This is a genomic window from Streptomyces sp. DS1-CR2 (genome assembly GCF_055760475.1).
In genome coordinates this window covers 3,658,333-3,680,240 of the sequence record NZ_CM147085.1, presented here as the reverse complement: position 1 = coordinate 3,680,240, position 21,908 = coordinate 3,658,333, and the positions used below count along the sequence as shown (strand labels likewise).

The window sequence follows — 21,908 nt, the reverse complement described above, 5'->3', positions numbered from 1 at the left end:
GATGCGTAGCCTCCCGGGCCTCCCTTCGCGTACCTTTGACGGCTGCCCAGCACGTCAGAAGGGGGCCCGGTGGCCGCTCAGGCTCATCAGCAAACCGCGCTCGACCAGGACCGCGATTCCGTACGGGAGCGCGAGATCGGTGTCGAACAGGAACACCTCGACCAGGTGTACCGCCGGCTCGAGGAAAAGATCCACGAGGCCGAGTTCCTGATGGACGACGCGGCCAAGCGGGGGCAAGTCGGCACGCCCGGCGCCCGCGCCGAGCGCGACGCCCAGGTGTTCCGCGCGGGGATCCACCTCAACCGTCTCAACAACGAGTTCGAGGACTTCCTCTTCGGCCGGATCGACCTGCTGCTCGGCAAGGACGGCAAGAAGGGCCCCGACGGCGCGTACACGGCCGTGGAGCCCGCCGAGGGGGTCGTGCGCGAGGACGCGGACGGGCAGCGGACCGCCGACATCGCCGAGACCCTCCACATCGGCCGGATCGGCGTCCTGGACGCCGACTACTCGCCCCTGGTCATCGACTGGCGCGCGCCGGCCGCCGCGCCCTTCTACCGCTCGACCCCGGTCGATCCGGGACGGGTCGTACGCCGCCGGGTCATCCGCTCCAAGGGCCGCAAGGTGCTCGGCGTCGAGGACGACCTGATGCGCCCGGAGCTCACCGCGCACCTCGACGGCGAGCAGCTGCCCGTCATCGGCGACGGCGCCCTGATGGCCGCCCTCGGCCAGGCCCGCAGCCACACCATGCGCGACATCGTGGCGTCCATCCAGGCCGAGCAGGACCTGGTGATCCGGGCGCCCGCCGCCTCGGTGACGTACGTGGAGGGCGGCCCCGGCACCGGCAAGACCGCCGTCGCCCTGCACCGTGCCGCGTATCTGCTCTACCAGGACCGCCGCCGGTACGCGGGCGGCATCCTGATCGTCTCCCCGACCCCGCTCCTCGTCGCCTACACCGAGGGCGTCCTGCCCTCGCTCGGCGAGGAGGGCCAGGTCGCGATCCGCGCGGTCGGCTCACTGGTCGACGGCGCGGAGGCCACGGTCTACGACTCCCCGGCGGTGGCCCGCGTCAAGGGCTCCTCGCGGATGCTGCGCGTCCTGCGCAAGGCCGCGCGCGGCGCGCTCGAATCGGGCACGCCCGCGAGGGAACCGTCGCAGGGCACGGGCCAGCTGGCCTTCGGCGAGGAGCCCGACGACGACGCGGCGGCCCCCGCCGAGCAGCCCACACGCCTGCGCGTCGTTGCTTTCGGCCGCCGCCTCGAACTGGAGGCCGCCGAACTGGCGAGGATCCGCCAGAACGCGCTGAGCGGCACCGCCCCCGTCAATATGCTCCGCCCGCGCGCCCGCAAGCTCCTCCTGGACGCCCTGTGGTCGCAGTCCGGCGCGGGCACCCGCCACAGCGACCCGGAACTCGCCGCGGAGCTGCGCTCGTCGTTCGACGACGACATCACCTCCGAGGACGACTTCGTCCGCTTCCTCGACGCGTGGTGGCCCGAGCTGACCCCGCGCGGGGTCCTCGCCGCGATGGGCGACGAGCGCCGACTCGGCCGCTGGGCGCGCCGGATCCTCAACCCCGGCGAGGTCCGCAAGGTCGCCCGCTCGCTGCGCCGCGACGCCCTGTCGGTGCACGACGTGGCGCTCCTCGACGAGCTGAACGCGGTACTCGGCACCCCCGTACGCCCGAAGAGGAAGCGCGAGTACGACCCCCTGGACCAGCTCACCGGTCTGGAGGAGCTGATGCCCTCACGCGAGGAGACGCAGCGCGAGCGCGCCGAGCGCCTGGCCCAGGAGCGCACCGAGTACGCGCACGTCATCGTCGACGAGGCGCAGGACCTCACGCCGATGCAGTGGCGGATGGTCGGACGCCGCGGCCGGCACGCGACCTGGACGGTGGTCGGCGACCCCGCCCAGTCGTCCTGGTCGGACCCCGACGAGGCGGCCGAGGCCCGCGACGAGGCCCTCGGCTCCCGCCCGCGCCGCCGCTTCACGCTCACCGTGAACTACCGCAACCCGGCCGAGATCGCCGAGCTCGCCGCCAAGGTCCTCGCGCTCGCCATGCCGGGCTCCGAGTCCCCCTCGGCCGTCCGCTCGACGGGCGTGCGCCCGCGGTTCGCGGTCGTACAAGACGGCCTCGGGCACACCGTCCGCGAGGCAGCGGCGCGCCTGCTCGACCAGGTCGACGGGACGGTCGGCGTCGTCGTGGCGATGAACCGGCGGGACGAGGCGGCGCGCTGGCTGGCCGGGCTCGGCGACCGCGTGGTCGCGCTCGGCAGCCTGGAGGCCAAGGGCCTGGAGTACGACGCGACGGTCGTCGTGTCGCCCGCGGAGATCGCCGACGAGTCCCCGGCGGGCCTGCGCGTCCTGTACGTGGCGCTGACCCGCGCCACGCAGCAGCTCACGGTCGTCTCGGGCGGCCGCGACGAACCCGACGCGGACGGGGTGCCGGACCTGCTGCGTGAATGAGTTCGAGGGATGGGAATTGCCTTACGGGGATCCTTTGTTACCTTGGACGTGGCACCGGCTCGATCCAAGCCCCCGGGCCCAACCTTCGTCGCTACGAGCGACCACTTGCCGCGAGGCGAGCATGGCGGGTCGGTGTCATTAACGTAGGAAGAGGCCCACGTCGTCTGACGTGGGCCTCTTTCTGTTTCCCCCCACTTCTCGTATGGTGGAAATAACTTTCCGAAAGTGCGCGACCGGGGTGCTGTCCGGGCGGTGAACAAAACGTTCGCAATCCGGGACGGCTACCACGTACTCAGCGGTAGGTGCGACGATCGGACGGAAAAACAGCAGCAGCCACACGGTGAAAGCAGAGGAAGTCGGCCATGGCAACGGCGCCCAGCGTCTCCTACTCGATGACGGTCCGCCTTGAGGTGCCCGCCAGCGGAACAGCGGTATCCCAGCTCACGACGGCCGTGGAGTCCCACGGAGGCTCGGTGACCGGTCTCGACGTGACGGCGTCCGGGCACGAGAAACTCCGTATCGACGTCACGATCGCCGCGAGCTCCACCTCGCACGCCGACGAGATCGTCGAGGGCCTGAACGGCATCGAGGGCGTCGTCCTCGGCAAGGTCTCCGACCGTACGTTCCTGATGCACCTCGGCGGCAAGATCGAGATGCAGTCGAAGCATCCCATCCGCAACCGTGACGACCTGTCCATGATCTACACGCCGGGTGTGGCCCGCGTGTGCATGGCGATCGCCGAGAACCCCGAGGACGCCCGGCGTCTGACGATCAAGCGGAACACCGTTGCGGTCGTGACGGACGGCTCCGCCGTGCTCGGCCTCGGCAACATCGGCCCGATGGCCGCCATGCCGGTCATGGAGGGCAAGGCGGCCCTCTTCAAGCGCTTCGCCGACATCGATGCCTGGCCGATCTGCCTGGACACCCAGGACACCGACGCGATCGTCGAGATCGTCAAGGCCATCGCCCCCGGCTTCGCGGGCATCAACCTCGAGGACATCTCCGCGCCGCGCTGCTTCGAGATCGAGGCCCGCCTGCGCGAGGCCCTCGACATCCCGGTCTTCCACGACGACCAGCACGGCACGGCCATCGTCGTCCTCGCCGCCCTGACGAACGCCCTGCGTGTCGCGGGTAAGGCCATCGGCGACATCCGCGTCGTCATGTCCGGCGCGGGTGCGGCCGGCACGGCGATTCTCAAGCTCCTGATCGCGGCCGGCGTCAAGAACGCGGTCGTCGCCGACATCCACGGTGTCGTCCACGCGGACCGCGCGGACCTCGTCGACGCGAAGGCCGATTCGCCGCTGCGCTGGATCGCCGACAACACCAACCCCGAGGGCCTCACGGGCACCCTCAAGGAGGCCGTGCGCGGCGCCGACGTATTCATCGGAGTCTCCGCTCCGAACGTGCTCGACGGGGACGATGTGGCGGCCATGGCCGAGGGCGCGATCGTGTTCGCGCTCGCGAACCCCGACCCTGAGGTCGACCCCGCAATCGCCCGTCAGACGGCGGCAGTTGTGGCCACGGGCCGCTCGGACTTCCCGAACCAGATCAACAACGTCCTGGTGTTCCCGGGCGTCTTCCGTGGCCTCCTCGACGCCCAGTCGCGTACGGTCAACACGGAGATGATGCTGGCCGCCGCGGCCGCCCTGGCGGACGTGGTGAGCGAGGACGAGCTCAACCCGAACTACATCATTCCGAGCGTCTTCAACGACAAGGTCGCGGGCGCCGTCGCCGGAGCGGTGCGTAACGCCGCGAAGGCCGCCGGCGCCGCTGTGACAGGCGCCACGGCCTCCTGAGGCCCGGCGCGTCGCGGAATGCGGGCCCCTGGCTGCCCTCTAGGGTGGCCGGGAAGCACGGCCCCGACCCCGCCCCAGTCCGGGACGGCGACGCATTTCGGTGACCCCCGAGGGCGCCGGATTGGCTTTCCCGCCGCTGGTGGGGGCAGGATGCGTCTTCGGGCGCGAGGGTCTGAAGACGGACCCGGGTCCGGGGCCTGACCGAGGACCCTGGCAGCATCGGCTTCGCTGTGCCCAACATGCGGCTCCGCCGCGTGGCACGCCTCAACGGCAAGAAGAACACGGGAGTACAAACATGAACCGCAGTGAGCTGGTGGCCGCGCTGGCCGACCGCGCCGAGGTGACCCGCAAGGACGCCGACGCCGTGCTGGCCGCGTTCGCCGAGACGGTCGGCGAGATCGTTGCCAAGGGCGACGAGAAGGTCACCATCCCCGGCTTCCTGACCTTCGAGCGCACGCACCGTGCCGCTCGCACCGCCCGCAACCCGCAGACCGGCGAGCCGATCAACATCCCGGCCGGTTTCAGCGTGAAGGTGTCCGCGGGCTCCAAGCTCAAGGAAGCCGCCAAGGGCAAGTAAGCGCCTGTCAGGCAAGCACGAGGGGCGGTACCCGGGGTTTTCCCCGGGTACCGCCCCTCGTGGCGTTCTGTGTGAGCGTCTGCGGGTGCGTCGTGGCCTGGTCGCGCAGTTCCCCGCGCCCCTTGAGATGCGCAATGCGTGCGCCATCTCATCGGGGAAATGCTGCGCGCAGCGTATGCATTTCAGGGGCGCGGGGAACTGCGCGACCAGCCCCCACCGGGCCGCAGACGCATCCCGTCCTAGCCGAGCGCCTTGCCCGGCAGCTCGACCTTCGCACCGAGCTCCACGAGCTTCTCCATGAAGTTCTCGTAGCCGCGGTTGATCAGGTCGATGCCGTGGACCCGGCTCGTGCCCTGGGCGGCCAGGGCGGCGATCAGGTACGAGAAGCCGCCGCGCAGGTCGGGGATGACCAGATCGGCGCCCTGGAGCTTCGTCGGGCCCGACACGACCGCGGAGTGCAGGAAGTTGCGCTGGCCGAAGCGGCAGTTCGAGCCGCCCAGGCACTCGCGGTAGAGCTGGATGTGCGCGCCCATCTGGTTCAGCGCGGACGTGAAGCCCAGCCGGGACTCGTAGACCGTCTCGTGGACGATGGACAGGCCCGAGGCCTGCGTCAGGGCCACGACGAGCGGCTGCTGCCAGTCGGTCTGGAAGCCGGGGTGGACGTCCGTCTCCAGGGCGATCGACTTCAGCGAGCCGCCCGGGTGCCAGAAGCGGATGCCCTCGTCGTCGATCTCGAAGGCGCCGCCGACCTTGCGGTACGTGTTCAGGAACGTCATCATCGAGCGCTGCTGGGCGCCGCGGACGTAGATGTTGCCCTCGGTCGCCAGCGCGGCCGACGCCCACGACGCGGCCTCCAGACGGTCAGAGAGCGCGCGGTGCGTGTAGCCGCCGAGCTTGTCGACACCCGTGACCCGGATGGTCCGGTCGGTGTCCATGGCGATGATCGCGCCCATCTTCTGCAGCACGCAGATGAGGTCCTCGATCTCGGGCTCCACGGCCGCGTTCGAGAGCTCGGTCACGCCCTCGGCCAGCACGGCCGTCAGGAGGACCTGCTCGGTCGCGCCGACCGACGGGTACGGCAGCCGGATCTTCGTGCCGCGCAGCCGCTGCGGGGCCTCCAGGTACTGGCCGTCCGCCCGCTTCTCGATGGTCGCGCCGAACTGGCGGAGCACCTCGAAGTGGAAGTCGATCGGCCGGCCGCCGATGTCGCAGCCGCCGAGACCCGGGATGAACGCGTGGCCGAGCCGGTGCAGGAGCGGCCCGCACAGCAGGATCGGAATGCGCGAGGAGCCGGCGTGCGCGTCGATGTCGGCGACGTTGGCGCTCTCCACGTGCGACGGGTCCATGATCAGCTCGCCGGGTTCCTCACCCGGGAGGACCGTCACGCCGTGCAGCTGGAGGAGGCCGCGTACGACCCGGACGTCACGGATGTCCGGGACGTTGCGCAGCCGGCTCGGCTCGCTGCCGAGCAGCGCGGCGACCATGGCCTTGGGCACGAGGTTCTTCGCGCCGCGGACACGGATCTCGCCCTCCAGCGGGGTTCCGCCGTGGACAAGCAGTACATCGTCGGTGACGGTCATGAATCTCGCGTTCCGATGAGATGGACAGGACAGATGGGCAGGACCGCAGGGCGGAGCCGTCGGGCGAGGCCTTTCGGGCCGGGCCGCTGGGCGGGCCAAGGCATAAGCGTAAGGGCCGCCTACCCCCCTTCCGTAAGCCCAAGTGCGCAGGGAGGCCGTCATGACTTCGCTACAACACGAAATGTCGCTGAGCGCGCGCGGAGGGTCACCTTCCGAAGGCGGTTCACGGCGCACTCCCGGAGCGCGCGAGGCGTCTCTGAGCTGGGCGCACCCGGGAAGGGTCATTGACTCCCCGCTCGGCGGCAAGATGCGGGATCATGTCTGGCATGACCGAGGTGTCCTCGCTCACAGGGCGGCTGCTCGTGGCCACACCCGCCCTCGCGGACCCGAACTTCGACCGGGCGGTCGTGCTGCTCCTCGACCACGACGAGGAGGGCTCGCTCGGCGTCGTCCTCAACCGGCCCACGCCGGTCGGGGTCGGGGACATCCTGGAGGGCTGGGGCGAGCTCGCCGGGGATCCGGGCGTCGTCTTCCAGGGCGGCCCGGTCTCGCTCGACTCGGCGCTCGGCGTCGCGGTGATCCCCGGCGACGAAGGGCCCCTCGGCTGGCGCCGCGTCCACGGCGCGATCGGCCTGGTCGACCTGGAGGCCCCTCCCGAGCTGCTCGCCTCCGCCCTCGGATCCCTGCGGATCTTCGCGGGGTACGCCGGCTGGGGCCCGCGCCAGCTGGAGTCCGAGCTGACGGACGGCGCCTGGTACGTCGTCGAGTCGGAGCCGGGCGACGTCTCGTCGACGGACCCCGAGGGCCTGTGGCGCGCGGTGCTGCGACGCCAGCGCAGCGACCTGGCGATGGTGGCGACGTACCCGGACGATCCGTCGCTCAACTGAGGCCGCCGGCCGGTGCCGTGATCGGCGGAAACCGGACGTGCGGGCCCTTCACCCCGAGGCCGCTGCCCCTTCTCCCGGCGCTTAAGTACCCTTGGCCTTTATGAGCACTCTTGAGCCCGAGCGCGGGACAGGTACGGGGACCCTCGTAGAGCCGACGCCGCAGACGTCGCACGGTGACGGCGACCACGAGCGCTACGCCCACTATGTCCAGAAGGACAAGATCATGGCGAGCGCCCTCGAGGGGACGCCGGTCGTCGCGCTCTGCGGCAAGGTCTGGGTGCCGGGCCGTGACCCGAAGAAGTACCCCGTGTGTCCCATGTGCAAGGAGATCTACGAGTCCATGGGCGCCGGCGGCGACAAGGACAAGGGCGGCAAGGACAAGAAGTAGGGGCAGGGAGCAAGAGGGCAGGAAGCGGCGGCCCGCGGCAGCATTCCGGCTCGCGGCGGCGCGGCTTCCCGGTTCGTGGTGGCCGGCCTGATCCGCTGCGATGCCCTCGTGCCGGTCTCATGACAAGGCCTCGGAGGTGCGCTTTCTGCGCGCGTCCGAGGCCTTTGTGCTGCCCCTGCGTTGCACGGAGTGCTTCCGGTGGTCACAGAGTGGTTGAGACCACTTGTGGCCATGTTCATTGAACTTCTAGCCTCCGTTGTGTTGTGCAGAGCGAAACCGCTATTGCATATGCTGCAACGCCTCGGAGGAAGTCCGATGAAGCTCCCTGTCTCTGCCCGAATGACCGCCTCCGTGGCGGCACTTGTCCTCGCCGGGCTCACCGCCACCGCCTGCGCCCCGGGGACCTCCGCCGGCAGCTCGACCCAGGACGAGAAGAGCGGGACGCTGCGCGTCTGGCTCTTCCAGGAAGTCAACAACGCACCGAAGCAGAAGGTCGTCGACGCCGCCGTCGCCGCCTTCGAGAAGGCCCACAAGGGCACGAAGGTCACGGTCGAGTACATCCCCGTCGACACCCGTGCGCAGAAGATGAAGGCCGCGTTCAACGACCCGAAGAGCGCCCCTGACGTCGTCGAGTACGGCAACACGGACACCGCCGGCTACGTCCACGACGGCGGACTCGCCGATGTCACCAAGGAGTTCGGCACCTGGGCCGAGGCGAAGGACACCGACCCGACCGCCAAGGAGTCCGTGACGGTCGGCGGAAAGGTCTATGGAGCGCCGTTCTTCGTCGGCGTCCGGGCCCTGTACTACCGGACCGACGTCTTCAAGGAGCTGGGGCTCGAAGTTCCCAGGACGCAGGCGGAATTGGCCGCGGCCGCCAAGAAGATCCACAAGGCGAAGCCGGAGCTGTACGGGATGGCGGTGGGCGGCACGTCCACGTACGCCGCGATGCCCTTCGTCTGGGCCAACGGCGGCGAGCTGGCCGAGGAGAAGGGCGGCACCTACGAGTCCGCCATCGACAGCGCCGCGTCCCAGAAGGGCATCAAGGCCTACACCTCGCTCTTCGGTGATGACAACTGCCCCGCTGCCAAGTGCGCCGCCATGACCGGAAACGACGTCGTGACCGCGTTCGCGTCCGGCAAGGCGGCCATGGCCATCGGCGGCGACTTCAACCACGCGGCGGTCGAGGCCGGCAAGGTCAAGGGCAAGTACGCGGTCGTGCCCCTGCCGGGCGTCAAAGCGGGCGACATCGCGCCGGCCTTCGCGGGCGGCAACAACCTCGGCGTGATGAAGAGCACTTCGCACCGCACGCTCGCGATCGATCTGATGGAGGAGCTGACGGGCAAGGAGAGTCAGGAGAAGCTCTTCGACGAGATGGGTTTCCTGCCGACGTACACCGATGTGCGCGGCACCGTTGCGGAGAAGGAACCGTTCGTCGCGCCGTTCATCGAGACGCTCGGCGCAGGCACCAGGTCCGTCCCCGCCTCGCCCGCCTGGGCGGGGATCGATGCGTCCCTGGTGTTGCCGACCATGTTCCAGGAGGTCATCACCGGCCGTAAGGACGTGGCGGCGGCCTCGGGCGACGCGGCGAAGAAGATGGACGACGCGTTCGCGTCCGTGGGCTGAGCCGATGACGCACAACGCCACTGCCGAGCCGGCCGCCGCGGTCCCCGTCACCACGGCGGCTGCCCCGGACGCACCACGCAAGTCCGCCCGCCGGGGCGGCCGCTGGACTCCCTGGCTCTACCTTGCCCCCGCCCTCGTCGTCCTCGCCGGGCTGCTGGTCTATCCGGTCTACCAACTGGGCCTGATCTCCTTCCTGGAGTACACGCAGGCCCAGGTCAGCGGCGGCCGGCCGACCAGCTTCCAGGGCTTTGGGAACTACGCGACGCTCTTCGCGGACGACCAGTTCTGGCAGGTGCTGCTCGCCACCGTGCTGTTCGCCGCCGTGTGCGTCGCCTCGACGCTGGCTGCCGGCTGCGCGCTGGCCGTGCTGCTCACGCGCGTGCGGGCCGTGCCGCGGCTCGCCCTGATGCTCGCCGCGCTCGGGGCCTGGGCGACCCCCGCGATCACCGGTTCGACGGTGTGGATGTTCCTCTTCGACCCCGACTTCGGCCCCGTCAACAAGGTGTTCGGGCTCGGCGACTTCTCGTGGACGTACGGCCGCTACAGTGCCTTCGCCCTCGTCCTGCTCGAAGTGGTCTGGTGCTCCTTCCCGTTCGTGATGGTGACCGTCTACGCCGGCATCAAGGCCGTACCGGAGGAGGTTCTGGAGGCTGCCGCGCTGGACGGCGCATCGCAGTGGCGGATCTGGCGGTCGGTGCTCGCGCCCATGCTGCGGCCGATCCTCACGGTCGTCACCATCCAGTCGGTCATCTGGGACTTCAAGGTGTTCACGCAGATCTACGTGATGACGAACGGCGGCGGAATCGCCGGGCAGAACCTGGTCCTGAACGTGTACGCGTACCAAAAGGCGTTCGCGTCCTCGCAGTACAGCCTGGGCTCGGCGATCGGCGTCGTGATGCTGCTGATCCTGCTCGCGATCACGCTGATCTATCTGCGGCTGCTGCGCCGGCAGGGGGAGGAACTGTGAGCATGACAGGTTTGATACGGGGCGCGGTGCGGCGGCCCTGGCGGCTTGCGGCCGAGGCGTCGGCGCTGCTCATCGCCGTGGTCGTGGCCTTTCCGCTGTACTGGATGGTGCTCAGCGCCTTCAAACCGGCCGGTGAGATCGAGTCGACCGAGCCGAGGCCCTGGACGCTCGCGCCGTCCCTCGACTCCTTCCGGCGCGTCTTCCAACAGCAGGAATTCGGCCGGTACTTCCTCAACAGCCTGATCGTCGCGGGCACCGTCGTCGTGCTCTCCGCTCTCGTCGCATTCCTCGCGGCGACCGCGGTGACAAGGTTCCGGTTCAGGTTCCGCACGACGCTTCTCATCATGTTCCTGGTGGCGCAGATGGTGCCCGTCGAGGCCCTCACCATTCCGCTCTTCTTCCTCATGCGGGATTTCGGGCAGCTCAACACGCTGGGCTCGCTGATCCTGCCGCACATCGCCTTCTCGCTGCCGTTCGCGATCTGGATGCTGCGCGGCTTTGTGAAGGCCGTTCCGGAAGCGCTCGAGGAAGCCGCGTACATCGACGGCGCGAGCCGCAGCAGGTTCCTCTGGCAGATCCTTTTCCCGCTGGTCTTTCCCGGCCTCGTGGCGACCAGCGTGTTCTCGTTCATCTCCACCTGGAACGACTTCCTGTTCGCGAAGTCCTTCATCATCAGCGACACCTCGCAGTCGACCCTGCCCATGGCCCTGCTCGTCTTCTTCAAACCCGACGAGAACGACTGGGGCGGCATCATGGCGGCGTCGACGGTCATGACCATTCCGGTACTGGTCTTCTTCGTACTCGTACAGCGGCGCCTGGTGTCCGGGCTCGGCGGCGCGGTTAAGGACTGACGTCAGTGACTTCGGCAGATCTCATTCCCGCACCCCGCCGGACGGCGCCCGGCGACGGCCTCCACGAACTCGGCGACGCCACCACGATCGACGCCGGCGCGGGCACCGAGGGCGTCGCCCGCTGGCTGCGCTCGACCGTCGGAGCGGCCACCGGCCTCACCCTGAACGACGCCGAGACCGGCGTTGACCTGCGCGACGGTGACACCCGTATCGAGCTGCGTATCGACCCGGAACTCGGCCCGGAGGCCTACCGGATGACCGTCGACCGGCGGGCGGTCCGTATCGAGGGCGGCAGCGCGGCCGGCGTCTTCTGGGGAGCCCAGACGTTCCGTCAGCTCCTCGGCCCGGACGCGTTCCGGCGCGCGCCCGTCGATCCGGGCCGCAAGTGGACCGTCCCCACCGGCACCGTCGAGGACGCCCCCCGCTTCGCCTGGCGCGGCCTGATGCTCGACGTGTCACGCCACTTCATGCCCAAGGACGGCGTCCTGCGCTATCTCGACCTGCTCGCCGCGCACAAACTGAACGTCTTCCACTTCCACCTCACCGACGACCAGGGATGGCGCGTCGAGATCAAGCGCCACCCCAGGCTCACGGAGCACGGAGCCTGGCGCGCACGCACGAAATTCGGCCACCGCGCCTCACCCCTGTGGGACGACCGTCCGCACGGCGGCTTCTACACGCAGGACGACATCCGCGAGATCGTCGCGTACGCCGCCGAACGGCATATCCGCGTCGTCCCCGAGATCGATGTCCCGGGTCACTCCCAGGCGGCCATCGCGGCCTATCCGGAACTCGGCAACACGGACGTCGTCGACACCGCCTCGCTCACCGTCTGGGACAACTGGGGAGTAACCCCGAACGTACTCGCGCCGAGCGACCACACCCTGCGCTTCTACGAGGGCGTATTCGAGGAACTCCTCGGCCTCTTCCCCGCCGACGTCTCGCCGTTCATTCACATCGGCGGCGACGAGTGCCCCAAGGACCAGTGGAAGCAGTCGCCCGCCGCGCAGGCCCGGATCGCCGAACTCGGCCTGAAGGACGAGGACGAGCTCCAGTCCTGGTTCATCCGGCACTTCGACACCTGGCTCACCGAACGCGGCCGCCGTCTGATCGGCTGGGACGAGATCCTGGAGGGCGGCCTCGCGCCCGGCGCCGCCGTGTCGTCCTGGCGCGGCTACCAGGGCGGCATCACCGCCGCCCGCGCCGGACACGACGTCGTCATGTGCCCCGAGCAGCAGGTGTACCTGGACCACCGTCAGGCGCCGGGCGACGACGAGCCGATGCCCATCGGATACGTCCGCACGCTGGAGGACGTCTACCGCTTCGAGCCCGTTCCCCCGCAGCTCACCGACGAGGAGGCGCGGCATGTCCTCGGCACCCAGGCCAACGTGTGGACCGAGGTGATGGATAGCCAGGACCGCGTCGACTACCAGGTGTTCCCGCGCCTGGCCGCCTTCGCCGAGGTCGCCTGGAGCGCCCTGCCCGCACCCGCCGAGCGCGACTACGCGGACTTCCGGCGCCGAATGACCGCCCACTACGCCCGCCTTGACGCCCTCGGCGTCGGCTACCGCCCGCCCACAGGGCCCCTTCCGTGGCAGCGGCGACCGGGTGTGCTCGGACGCCCGATCGAAGGGGCGCCCCCGAACGTGTGAGACGCCCGCCGTACGCGTGCCCCGGGGCCCCGGCCCTGGGACCGTGGGACCGCACGAAAAAGCCTTACAAAAATCACCGAAGAGTGGCAATGGGCGCCGACCGGTGACCAGGGGCGAAATCGACCGATCTCCCTGGTCCTCGGGGCGAAAGCCTCCTAGCGGACCCCCTCGCCGGGCCCCCGGGAAGATGTGCCAGAGTTGCCACGTCCGGCCTGTCAGCACGTACCGTACGGCGGAACAGGCGTAACGGCGCGAACGACGGTTCACAAGCCGAAGCCGCCGGGCGAAGTGCCGGACATCGGGAAGGGGCAGCCGGTTTGACCACGCACGCAACGCAGGCCGTGACGCTCCCGGGCTCGCTGGACGAGGCCGTGGCAGCACTCTCCGCCATGCCCGCCGCGGTCCCGGTCGCCGGCGGCACCGATCTGATGGCCTCGGTCAACGCCGGACTGCTGCGCCCCACCGCCCTCGTCGGCCTCGGCCGCATCAGCGAGATCCGCGGCTGGCAGTACCAGGACGGTCACGCCCTGCTCGGCGCCGGCCTCACCCACGCCCGCATCGGACGCCCCGACTTCGCCGCCCTGATCCCCGCCCTCGCGGCCGCGGCCCGCGCCGCCGGACCGCCCCAGATCCGTAACGCGGGCACCCTCGGCGGCAACATCGCCTCCTCCGCCCCGACCGGCGACACCCTGCCGGTCCTGGCCGCCCTCGAAGCGACCCTCATCATCGCGGGCCCCGGCGGCGCGCGGCGCGAGGTCCCCGTCTCCCACCTGCTCGCGGGCATGGAGATGCTCAGCCCCGGCGAGCTCATCGGCTTCGTACGCGTGCCGCTCCTGCACGCCCCGCAGACCTTCCTCAAGGCCACCGGCCGCACCGGCCCCGGACGCGCCCTCGCCTCCGTCGCGCTCGTCCTCGACCCCGCGAGGCGCGGCGTGCGGTGCGCGGTCGGCGCCGTCGCGCCCATGCCACTGCGGCCCCTGGAGGCCGAGCAGTGGGTGGCCTCGCTCATCAACTGGGACGGCGAGCGGATGCTCGTGCCCGAGGCGCTGACCGCGTTCGGCGAGTACGTCGCCGCGGCCTGCATCCCCGACGCCGCCCCGGCGCCGGACGGCACCCAGGAACAGCTGCCGCCCGCCGTACTGCACCTGCGGCGCACGGTCGCCGCGCTGGCCCGACGTGCACTTGGGAGGGCGCTGTCGTGACTGACGAGCACAACCACGGTGGCCACCAGGGCGGCGGCTGGGAGCCGCTGCCCCAGGGCGACTACGACGCGGACGCCACCGCCTTCGTGCAGCTCCCCGAGGGCGGCCTCCCCGACGTGCCGCTGGCGGCGCCGGGACACGGCTACGTGCCGCCGCAGATCACCATCGCGCCCGGCGGCCCCGCGGCCACGGACCCGGCGGCGACGGGCGTGTGGGTGCTGCCGCCCGACGTGACGGGGGCGCAGGCGGTGCCCACGGGGGCGGCGAGCGGCGAGGTGCACTGGCCCGAACCTGCCGAACACGCCGAGCCGGCCGCTCCGGAGGCGATGCCTTCGTACGGCCACGGGGCCGGGGCGACCGGGCAGTGGAACTTCTCGGACGTCGAGCAGCCGCCCGCCCACGAGCAGCCGCCCGCCCACGAGCATCCGGTGGCAGAACCGGCGGGGCAGGCCGGACAGTGGTCGATCCCGGTCATCGCCGAGGGGGATCTTCCGGACGAGTCGGGCGAGTTCACCACGTCGTCCCTCGCCGCGCAGTGGGGCCGGACGCCTCCGGCGACGCTGCCGGGGGGCGCGGTTGCGCCCTGGGCGGCGGAGGAGTGGGCGCGGGAGCCGGCGGGGGAGCTTGAGCCTGAGTTCGCGCCGCAGCCGCAGCCGCAGCCGGAGCTGGCGCAGGGGAACCCAGACGACGTACGCGACGTGTACGGCGAACCCAAGCCGGTCGGGACCGTGGCCGACGAAGCGCACGCGTTCGCGGACGTGGCCGCCGAGTCGGCGGATGAGCCGGTGCGGGTGCCGGCCGCCGATGCTTCCGAGGTCCGTGAGGCCGCGGAGGCACCTGAGGTCGACGAGGGCCCCGAGACCTCTGAGGCCGCCGAAGCCCCCGCCCCTGAGGACGCCGCCCCCGACGCCGTGGTCGCCCCTCTCCACGACGACCACCCCCTCGCCTCCTACGTCCTGCGGGTCAACGGCACCGACCGCCCCGTCACCGGCGCCTGGATCGGCGAGTCCCTGCTCTACGTCCTGCGCGAGCGCCTCGGCCTCGCCGGAGCCAAGGACGGCTGCTCGCAGGGCGAGTGCGGCGCCTGCAACGTGCAGGTCGACGGCCGCCTCGTAGCCTCCTGCCTCGTGCCCGGCGCCACCGCCGCCGGCAGCGAAGTACGCACGGTGGAGGGCCTGGCCGCCGACGGGCAGCCCTCCGACGTGCAGCGCGCCCTCGCCGACCGCTGCGCCGTCCAGTGCGGGTTCTGCGTGCCCGGCATGGCGATGACCGTGCACGACCTCCTTGAGGGCAACCCGGCCCCCACCGAGCTGGAGACCCGGCAGGCGCTGTGCGGCAACCTGTGCCGCTGTTCCGGCTACCGCGGGATCCTGGACGCCGTACAGCAGGTCGTCACGGAACGCGAGGCGACGGCGACGGGCGGGACCACCGCGACGGACTCGACGGGCCCGGCCGCCTCCGCGGGTGACGCCGGAGGCGCGGCCCGCATCCCGCACCAGGCGGGACCCAGCGCGACCGAAGGTATTCAGGACGGAGGCCTGGCGTGAGTGACGAAGCACCAGCCACCGCGCCCGCGGCCTCCGTGGCCGAGCCGCTGCCGCATGGCCTCGGGGCCTCCCTGGCGCCCGCCGAGGCGCGCGCCAAGACGGAGGGCACCTTCCCGTACGCGGCCGACCTGTGGGCCGAGGGCCTGTTGTGGGCGGCCGTCCTGCGCTCCCCGCACCCGCACGCGCGCATCCTCTCCATCGACACGACCCACGCGCGCGAGATGCCCGGCGTACGGGCGGTCATCACGCACGAGGACGTCCCCGGAGCGCCCCTGCCCGGCCACCGCGCCGCGGACCGCCCCGTGTTCGCCTCCGACGTCGTACGCCACCACGGCGAGGCCATCGCGGCCGTCGCCGCCGACCACCCGGACACCGCGCGCATGGCGGCCGCGGCCGTCATCGTCGAGTACGAGGTGCTCGAACCGGTCACCGACCCCGAGCAGTCCTTCGCCGCCGAGCCGCTGCACCCCGACGGCAACCTGATCCGCCACATCCCCCTGCGCCACGGCGACCAGGACGCGGTCGGCGAAATCGTCGTCGAGGGCCAGTACCGCATCGGCCGCCAGGACCCGGCCCCCATCGGCGCCGAGGCCGGCCTCGCCGTCCCGCGGCCCGACGGGGGAGTGGAGCTCTACATCGCCTCCACCGACCCGCACGGCGACCGCGACCTCGCCGCCGCCCGCTACGGCCTCGAACCCGAGCGCGTGAAGGTCGTCGTCACGGGCGTGCCCGGCGCGACCGGCGACCGCGAGGACCAGAGCTTCCAACTCCCGCTCGGACTACTCGCGTTGAGGACCGGCTGCCCGGTCAAACTCACCGCTACGCGCGAGGAGTCCTTCCTCGGCCACACCCACCGCCACCCCACCCTCCTGCGCTACCGCCACCACGCGGACGCCGAGGGCAAGCTGGTCAAGGTCGAGGCGCAGATCCTCCTCGACGCGGGCGCGTACGCGGACACGTCCTCGGAGGCGCTCGCCGCCGCCGTCTCCTTCGCCTGCGGCCCGTACGTCGTCCCGCACGCCTTCATCGAGGGCTGGGCGGTCCGCACGAACAACCCGCCCTCCGGCCACGTACGCGGAGAAGGTGCCCTCCAGGTCTGCGCCGCGTACGAGGCGCAGATGGACAAGCTGGCGAAGAAGCTCGGCATCGACCCGGCGGAGCTGCGCCTGCGCAACGCCATGGCGACGGGCGACGTACTCCCGACCGGGCAGACGGTGACGTGCCCGGCCCCGGTCGCCGAACTGCTTGGCGCGGTACGGGACTTCCCGCTCCCGGAGCTCCCCCGGGACACCCCCGAGGACGAGTGGCTGCTGCCCGGCGGCCCCGAAGGCGCGGGCGAACCCAGCGCGGTGCGCCGCGGTGTCGGCTACGGCATCGGCATGGTGCACATGCTCGGCGCGGAAGGCACCGACGAGGTGTCGACGGCGACGGTGAAGGTCCACGACGGCGTGGCCACGGTCATCTGCGCGGCGGTAGAAACCGGCCAGGGCTTCACCACTCTCGCCCGCCAGATCGTCCAGGACACCCTCGGCATCGACGAGGTCCAAGTAGCCCCCGTGGACACCGATCAGCCGCCGGCCGGCCCCGGCTGCCGCGGCCGCCACACCTGGGTCTCCGGCGGAGCGGTGGAACGGGCGGCGAAAATGGTCCGCACTCAACTCCTCCAGCCCCTCGCCCACAAGTTCGGCATGTCCACAGAACTGCTCCAGATCGCCGACGGCAAGATCACGTCGTACGACGGAGTCCTCTCGACGACGGTCACCGAGGCCATGGACGGCAAGGAACTGTGGGCCACGGCCCAGTGCCGCCCGCACCCCACCGAACCCCTCGACGCCGACGGCCAGGGCGACGCCTTCGTGGGCCTGGCGTTCTGCGCGATCCGCGCGGTGGTCGACGTGGACATCGAACTCGGTTCGGTACGGGTGGTGGAACTGGCGGTGGCCCAGGACGTGGGCAGGGTGCTCAACCCCGCTCAGCTGACGGCCCGTATCGAAGCGGGCGTCACGCAAGGCGTGGGCGCGGCCCTCACGGAGAACCTCCGCACCCCGCGCGGCCTGGTCCGCCACCCCGACTTCACGGGCTACGCGCTCCCGACGTCCCTGGACGCCCCCGACATCCGCATCGTGAAACTGGTCGAGGAACGGGACGTGGTAGCCCCCTTCGGAGCGAAGGCGGCAAGCGCGGTCCCGGTGGTCGCTTCCCCGGCGGCGGTGGCCTCGGCGGTACGCGCGGCAACGGGCCGCCCGGTCAACCGCCTCCCGATCCGCCCGCAGGCGGCGGTGGTGACGAACACGGCGGCGCCGGCGATGGTGCCGACGGACTGATCCTCCCTGGCCTGGCCTGGCCTGGCCTGGCCTGGCCCGGCTCGGAGGCGGCGGTGCTGACGACGTCAACGGCACTGCCGGCGATGGCGACATCAACGGAGTGAAGCTCCAAGCCCTCCCCGCCCGTTGCAAGTTGTGACGTGTCGTGTCGTTGTGTGACGCGATGTCGATGGACTCTGCACCGGGCCGCGTGTGAACTGACAGTGCGTTTGGCTAGAGTTGTTGTCGAGACTTCGTAGACGAGGGCGCCGGCCGATGGACCTTCGGCGGGCGACGCGACGGGACGAGCGGTCTGAACGACGCCGGCCGGCGCCGCTCGACGAGCGGTCTGTACGGGACACGGGGACGCGGGGAACGGGGAGGACGCGATGGCAGAGGCAGCGGACAAGGGCGGCGGCAGCGAGTCGCCGTGGGCCTTTTTCGGCGTACTCGGAGCGGTGGGGGCGGCACAGGCGGCGGTGGGGGAGGTCGTCACCGAGCTGGAGTCGTTCACTAAGTTCCAGCAGCGGGTTGATGAGCTGATCAAGGATCTGAAGGGATCGCCGGCGGATTCGAAGAAGCTGGGGCAAGAGCCTTTGGCCCGCGCCCAGTTCGGTGGCGGAGCGGACGGGTTCAAGGAAGCGGCCGGTCTCCACACGTCGTATCAGACGGTGATCACGGAGCTTGAGACCCTGTCGCAGTTGCTCTCCGACTCGATCGAGGGCATGGGGATCGCTGTTCTGAAGTCGCACAAGGGCTACGCGAACATCGATGACGACATCAAGGACCGGATGCGCGCAATCAGCGCAGAGACCACAAAACACTTCGGTGGCCCCTACGTTCCGGACCTTCCGAAGAAGGATAAGGGCGACAACAATTCCGACAGTCCCAGCAGCGGTACGACGGAGTCTGTGGACGGCGCTTCGGGCGGAGGGGTCTAAATGGCAGAGGCACCGATCGACGGCGGCAGCGTCGGGGGTACGCAGTTCGCGAGCATGAGTCATGAGCAGATGTTGGCGTGGCTGGACCAGGCGAACAGCGGCGATGTCCAGGCCGCCGCCGGCAGGCTTACGGCGGCAGCCAAGGAGATTCACAAGATCGCGGACGAACTCAAGGTCCGTCCGCAATGGGTGAAGTGGAAGGGCGAGGGCGCGGACTCCTTCCGGACCTGGGCGGCTGATTTGGCCAACGCGACGCTCGGGCTCGGCGATTACAGCGAAGGTGCCGCCAAGTGGATGGGCGAGGCTGCCAACGCGATCTCCACTGCCCAGGCCACCATTCCGCGTGACAAGCACAGTGCCCAGGCCAATCTGGACGCGGCGCATGCGGCACACAACGACCCTGATGCCCAGTCGGTCGCTTCGAAGTCGTCGAGCGAGCTCGCGGCGATCGCGGCCGACAAGGAGAAGGTGCGGCTCGAGGCGGCCGGGCACATGGAGAAGCTTGGACAGGCGTTCTCTGTGTCTGCCGGCCAGATGGACCAACTGTCAGAGAAGAAGCCTAAGTTCCCGCCGCCGCCTTCGGCGTTCGTACCGGACGGCCCTTCCAGGACCCGTGACGGCAGCGAAGCTGTCGCAGGGCCTGGTGGAGTTGCCAATTCGGAGGGAGCTACAGGAGCTGCTTTGGGCGCCGCGACCGCCAGTGGGCATGCTGCTTCTGCTGGAGTTGCTCCCGCCGCAGCTGTGCATGGACAGATCCAGCCTGCGGAGCCAGTGAAGCCGGAGATCCCGACACGGATGGACGTCGACTCCGTTGGCACGCTTCCTCCGTCGCAGACTCCCGCGCAGACCACAGGCCATGGGCCAGTGGGCCCGCCCGCGAATGGGCCCGCCACGCCTTCTCCCGGGATGCTCCCGCCGGTCTACGGCGGCGGCGGCCGAACCAACCCCTTCAGCCGCGGAAGCGGGCCTGCCCTTGGAAGCCGTGGAGGCACAACGCCTCTCGGTAACAGCAACGGAACGCAGAGGCCGGGCCCCCAGTCAGCGACGGGTAGCACGGGCCGACCCACGAACCCCGGCATGCGGGGGCCGACCGTGCCGGGCCAGAGTGCCACGGGACGGGCGACCGGAGGGGCGACCCAGGGACGTCTGCCGACCAACGGCGTGTCCGGCGGACGCCCCCAACCTGTGGCGGGCAAGCCCACGACGGGCATTCCCCGGGGCACGGTGATGGGCGGCGAAGGCAACACCGGGGGGCGTGGCGCGACTGGAGGCCGAGGGCCGACAGCCCAAGGGGCGGTGGGCTCCAGGCCTGGGCAGACCGTCGGACGGCGCGGTGTGATCGGAGAGGAGTCGCGCGGCGCCGCTCCCGGGCGCCGGGCCGCCGGAATCACTGGCGAGAACGGCGGCATCGTCGGTGGCCGACCGCAACAGCAAGGCCGACCAAATGCCCGTCCCTTCAGCACCGGTGGCTCCGGATTGGTACGCGGCCAAAGCGGTGGTGCCGCCGGAGGTTCCTCCGACGACTCGCACCACACAGGTCAGACCAACCGCAGTGGTGCGCTGCCGCAAGGCGCCCGCCCCGACTCGCAACGCGGTGAGGAGCGAGGGGAACGCCCCGGCTACGCCACTGAGGACGAGCAGACTTGGCAGCCGGACGTCAGCCGTGCTGTGCCCCCGGTTGTCGACGACGCGTCCAAGAACAACGAGAGGTAACGCATGTCCCCCTCCAACACCAGCCGAAGGCGCCGCACGGCCGCAGCGTCGACGCTAGTTGGGTTGCTGCTGGCAGGTGCGGCAAATGCCCCCGCGCAAGCAGACTCCATGCGGGCACAGCAGTGGTATCTCGATGCCATGCAGGCGAACGGCATGTGGAAGACCAGCACGGGCAAGGGAGTCACGGTCGCCGTCATCGACACGGGTGTGGACCGTAATATCCCGGACCTGCAGGGGCAGATCCTCAAAGGCAGGGATCTTGCGCCTGCCCGTCAGTCGGGAGATGAATACACCGACTACGACGGCCACGGCACAGGCATGGCCGCGTTGATCGCAGGGACAGGGGACTACGGCGGGGGACAAGGGGCTCTTGGCCTGGCCCCGGGTGTGAAGATCCTTCCAATCCGCCTCCCGGAGCCCACAGAGGCATCCAGCCAGGCCGACGCGGATGCAGAGTTCATCAAGGCGGTGGCGGCAGGAATCCGGTACGCGGCCGACGAAGGCGCGAAGGTCATCAATATCTCTCAGGGGCAAGCGCAAGGCTCGCCTCGGTTGGCGGCGGCTGTCGACTACGCCCTGAAGAAGGGCTCGGTGGTCTTCGCCGCGACTGGCAACTCCGGAAACAAGACCAACGTGCTCGAATATCCTGCGGCCACGCCGGGCGTGGTCGGCGTAGGGGCAGTCGGCAAGAACTTGCATCGGACGTCCGAGTCGACCTACGGCTCGCAGGTCGATATCTCCGCCCCAGGCGATGAAATGGTTCACGCCTGTGGCGGCAAGACCGGCTTCTGCAAGAGTCACGGCACCAGTGACGCCACGGCTATCGTCTCGGCCAGCGCGGCTCTAATCTGGGCCAAGCACCCTGACTGGACCAACAACCAGGTCCTCCGGGTCATGCTCAACACCATCGGCGGCCCCACGGACGGCGCCAAGCGCAACGATGCAATCGGCTATGGAATTGTCCGCCCCCGCATCGCCCTGAAGACCCCTGGCGACCCCGGCCCGGCGGACAAGTACCCGCTCTCGGACTATCCCGTCGTGGCGTCCAAGCCCCCGGCCGCCAAGCCCTCCAAGGGCGCCCAGGCCCCGGATGGCGCCAGCTCCGCCGCGCCGGCCGCCGCCTCCAACGGCGACGACAGCAACACCCCGCTCTGGATCGGCATCGGCGCAGGCGCGCTCGTCGTGGCCGGTGCCGCGACCGCCTTTGCGGTCACCCGCAGCCGCCGCCGCGCGGCGGCCTCGCAGGCCTCGCCGCCGCCGTACCCTCCGGCCCAGCCGCCCTACCAGGGACAGCCGTACGGGGCGCCGCAGTACACGAGCCCCCAGCCGTACGCGCCTCCGTCGAGCGACAACCAGCACAACCCCAACCAGGGACCCTGACGGTCCCCATCCGGGACGTACCGCACGATCGTGAACGG

General features: G+C 70.5%; 16 protein-coding genes. 15 read left to right on the top strand and 1 reads right to left on the bottom strand.

The window, feature by feature from the left end; genetic code table 11:
- Window positions 1–69 precede the first annotated feature (69 nt).
- From ACY0PA_RS17940 to ACY0PA_RS17930, 3 genes are all read left to right on the top strand, one after another.
- Window positions 70–2,460, top strand: coding sequence for a HelD family protein (locus ACY0PA_RS17940; RefSeq protein WP_473085566.1), 2,391 nt, complete (start codon window positions 70–72; stop codon window positions 2,458–2,460).
- A 362-nt stretch (window positions 2,461–2,822) separates the two neighbouring features.
- A complete protein-coding gene (locus ACY0PA_RS17935; protein WP_100593926.1) occupies window positions 2,823–4,256 on the top strand; it encodes an NAD-dependent malic enzyme in 1,434 nt (477 codons plus the stop codon).
- Window positions 4,257–4,551: 295 nt separating this feature from the next.
- Window positions 4,552–4,833: an HU family DNA-binding protein gene (locus tag ACY0PA_RS17930; RefSeq protein ID WP_030680681.1), complete on the top strand. Its 282-nt coding sequence runs from the start codon at window positions 4,552–4,554 to the stop codon at window positions 4,831–4,833.
- A gap of 239 nt (window positions 4,834–5,072) precedes the next feature.
- Here the strand turns inward: ACY0PA_RS17930 and murA are convergent, their stop codons facing one another.
- The gene (gene murA, locus ACY0PA_RS17925; RefSeq protein ID WP_473085565.1) at window positions 5,073–6,413 is read right to left on the bottom strand and encodes a UDP-N-acetylglucosamine 1-carboxyvinyltransferase; all 1,341 of its coding nucleotides are present in this window, start codon (window positions 6,411–6,413) and stop codon (window positions 5,073–5,075) included.
- A gap of 326 nt (window positions 6,414–6,739) precedes the next feature.
- On the opposite strand from murA, the gene ACY0PA_RS17920 reads away from it, so the two are divergent.
- The 12 genes from ACY0PA_RS17920 (at window position 6,740) to mycP (ending at window position 21,870) form a co-directional block, all read left to right on the top strand.
- Window positions 6,740–7,300 (top strand): YqgE/AlgH family protein, encoded by a 561-nt coding sequence (locus tag ACY0PA_RS17920; RefSeq protein ID WP_199841783.1) that lies wholly within the window; start codon window positions 6,740–6,742, stop codon window positions 7,298–7,300.
- Between the two features lie 100 nt (window positions 7,301–7,400).
- Window positions 7,401–7,688, top strand: coding sequence for a DUF3039 domain-containing protein (locus ACY0PA_RS17915; protein WP_100593929.1), 288 nt, complete (start codon window positions 7,401–7,403; stop codon window positions 7,686–7,688).
- A gap of 315 nt (window positions 7,689–8,003) precedes the next feature.
- On the top strand, window positions 8,004–9,314 hold the full coding sequence (locus tag ACY0PA_RS17910; RefSeq protein WP_473085564.1) for an extracellular solute-binding protein: 1,311 nt from the start codon (window positions 8,004–8,006) through the stop codon (window positions 9,312–9,314).
- Between the two features lie 4 nt (window positions 9,315–9,318).
- Window positions 9,319–10,281 (top strand): carbohydrate ABC transporter permease, encoded by a 963-nt coding sequence (locus ACY0PA_RS17905; RefSeq protein ID WP_473085563.1) that lies wholly within the window; start codon window positions 9,319–9,321, stop codon window positions 10,279–10,281.
- A gap of 2 nt (window positions 10,282–10,283) precedes the next feature.
- Window positions 10,284–11,132 (top strand): carbohydrate ABC transporter permease, encoded by an 849-nt coding sequence (locus ACY0PA_RS17900; protein WP_473085562.1) that lies wholly within the window; start codon window positions 10,284–10,286, stop codon window positions 11,130–11,132.
- Window positions 11,133–11,137: 5 nt separating this feature from the next.
- Window positions 11,138–12,784: a beta-N-acetylhexosaminidase gene (locus ACY0PA_RS17895; protein WP_473085561.1), complete on the top strand. Its 1,647-nt coding sequence runs from the start codon at window positions 11,138–11,140 to the stop codon at window positions 12,782–12,784.
- A gap of 317 nt (window positions 12,785–13,101) precedes the next feature.
- Complete coding sequence (locus ACY0PA_RS17890; RefSeq protein ID WP_473085560.1) at window positions 13,102–13,986, top strand: FAD binding domain-containing protein; 885 nt, start codon at window positions 13,102–13,104, stop codon at window positions 13,984–13,986.
- On the top strand, window positions 13,983–15,533 hold the full coding sequence (locus ACY0PA_RS17885) for a (2Fe-2S)-binding protein (protein ID WP_473085559.1): 1,551 nt from the start codon (window positions 13,983–13,985) through the stop codon (window positions 15,531–15,533). The genes ACY0PA_RS17890 and ACY0PA_RS17885 overlap by 4 nt, the downstream gene beginning before the upstream one ends.
- Window positions 15,530–17,857 (top strand): xanthine dehydrogenase family protein molybdopterin-binding subunit, encoded by a 2,328-nt coding sequence (locus ACY0PA_RS17880; protein ID WP_473085558.1) that lies wholly within the window; start codon window positions 15,530–15,532, stop codon window positions 17,855–17,857. Before ACY0PA_RS17885 ends, ACY0PA_RS17880 begins: the two co-directional genes overlap by 4 nt.
- Before the next feature lie 368 nt (window positions 17,858–18,225).
- Window positions 18,226–18,777, top strand: coding sequence for a hypothetical protein (locus ACY0PA_RS17875; RefSeq protein WP_473085557.1), 552 nt, complete (start codon window positions 18,226–18,228; stop codon window positions 18,775–18,777).
- Window positions 18,778–20,490: a translation initiation factor IF-2 gene (locus tag ACY0PA_RS17870; RefSeq protein WP_473085556.1), complete on the top strand. Its 1,713-nt coding sequence runs from the start codon at window positions 18,778–18,780 to the stop codon at window positions 20,488–20,490.
- 3 nt (window positions 20,491–20,493) lie between these two features.
- Window positions 20,494–21,870 (top strand): type VII secretion-associated serine protease mycosin, encoded by a 1,377-nt coding sequence (mycP, locus tag ACY0PA_RS17865; RefSeq protein WP_473085555.1) that lies wholly within the window; start codon window positions 20,494–20,496, stop codon window positions 21,868–21,870.
- Window positions 21,871–21,908: the final 38 nt, after the last annotated feature.

Bases quoted from the DNA above. Each gene is read 5' to 3' on its own strand.
- ACY0PA_RS17935 (WP_100593926.1), top strand. From the start codon at position 2,823: ATGGCAACGGCGCCCAGCGTCTCCTACTCGATGACGGTCCGCCTTGAG.
- ACY0PA_RS17930 (WP_030680681.1), top strand. From the start codon at position 4,552: ATGAACCGCAGTGAGCTGGTGGCCGCGCTGGCCGACCGCGCCGAGGTG.
- murA (WP_473085565.1), bottom strand. From the start codon at position 6,413: ATGACCGTCACCGACGATGTACTGCTTGTCCACGGCGGAACCCCGCTG.
- ACY0PA_RS17920 (WP_199841783.1), top strand. From the start codon at position 6,740: ATGACCGAGGTGTCCTCGCTCACAGGGCGGCTGCTCGTGGCCACACCC.
- ACY0PA_RS17915 (WP_100593929.1), top strand. From the start codon at position 7,401: ATGAGCACTCTTGAGCCCGAGCGCGGGACAGGTACGGGGACCCTCGTA.
- ACY0PA_RS17910 (WP_473085564.1), top strand. From the start codon at position 8,004: ATGAAGCTCCCTGTCTCTGCCCGAATGACCGCCTCCGTGGCGGCACTT.
- ACY0PA_RS17905 (WP_473085563.1), top strand. From the start codon at position 9,319: ATGACGCACAACGCCACTGCCGAGCCGGCCGCCGCGGTCCCCGTCACC.
- ACY0PA_RS17900 (WP_473085562.1), top strand. From the start codon at position 10,284: ATGACAGGTTTGATACGGGGCGCGGTGCGGCGGCCCTGGCGGCTTGCG.
- ACY0PA_RS17875 (WP_473085557.1), top strand. From the start codon at position 18,226: ATGGCAGAGGCAGCGGACAAGGGCGGCGGCAGCGAGTCGCCGTGGGCC.
- ACY0PA_RS17870 (WP_473085556.1), top strand. From the start codon at position 18,778: ATGGCAGAGGCACCGATCGACGGCGGCAGCGTCGGGGGTACGCAGTTC.
- mycP (WP_473085555.1), top strand. From the start codon at position 20,494: ATGTCCCCCTCCAACACCAGCCGAAGGCGCCGCACGGCCGCAGCGTCG.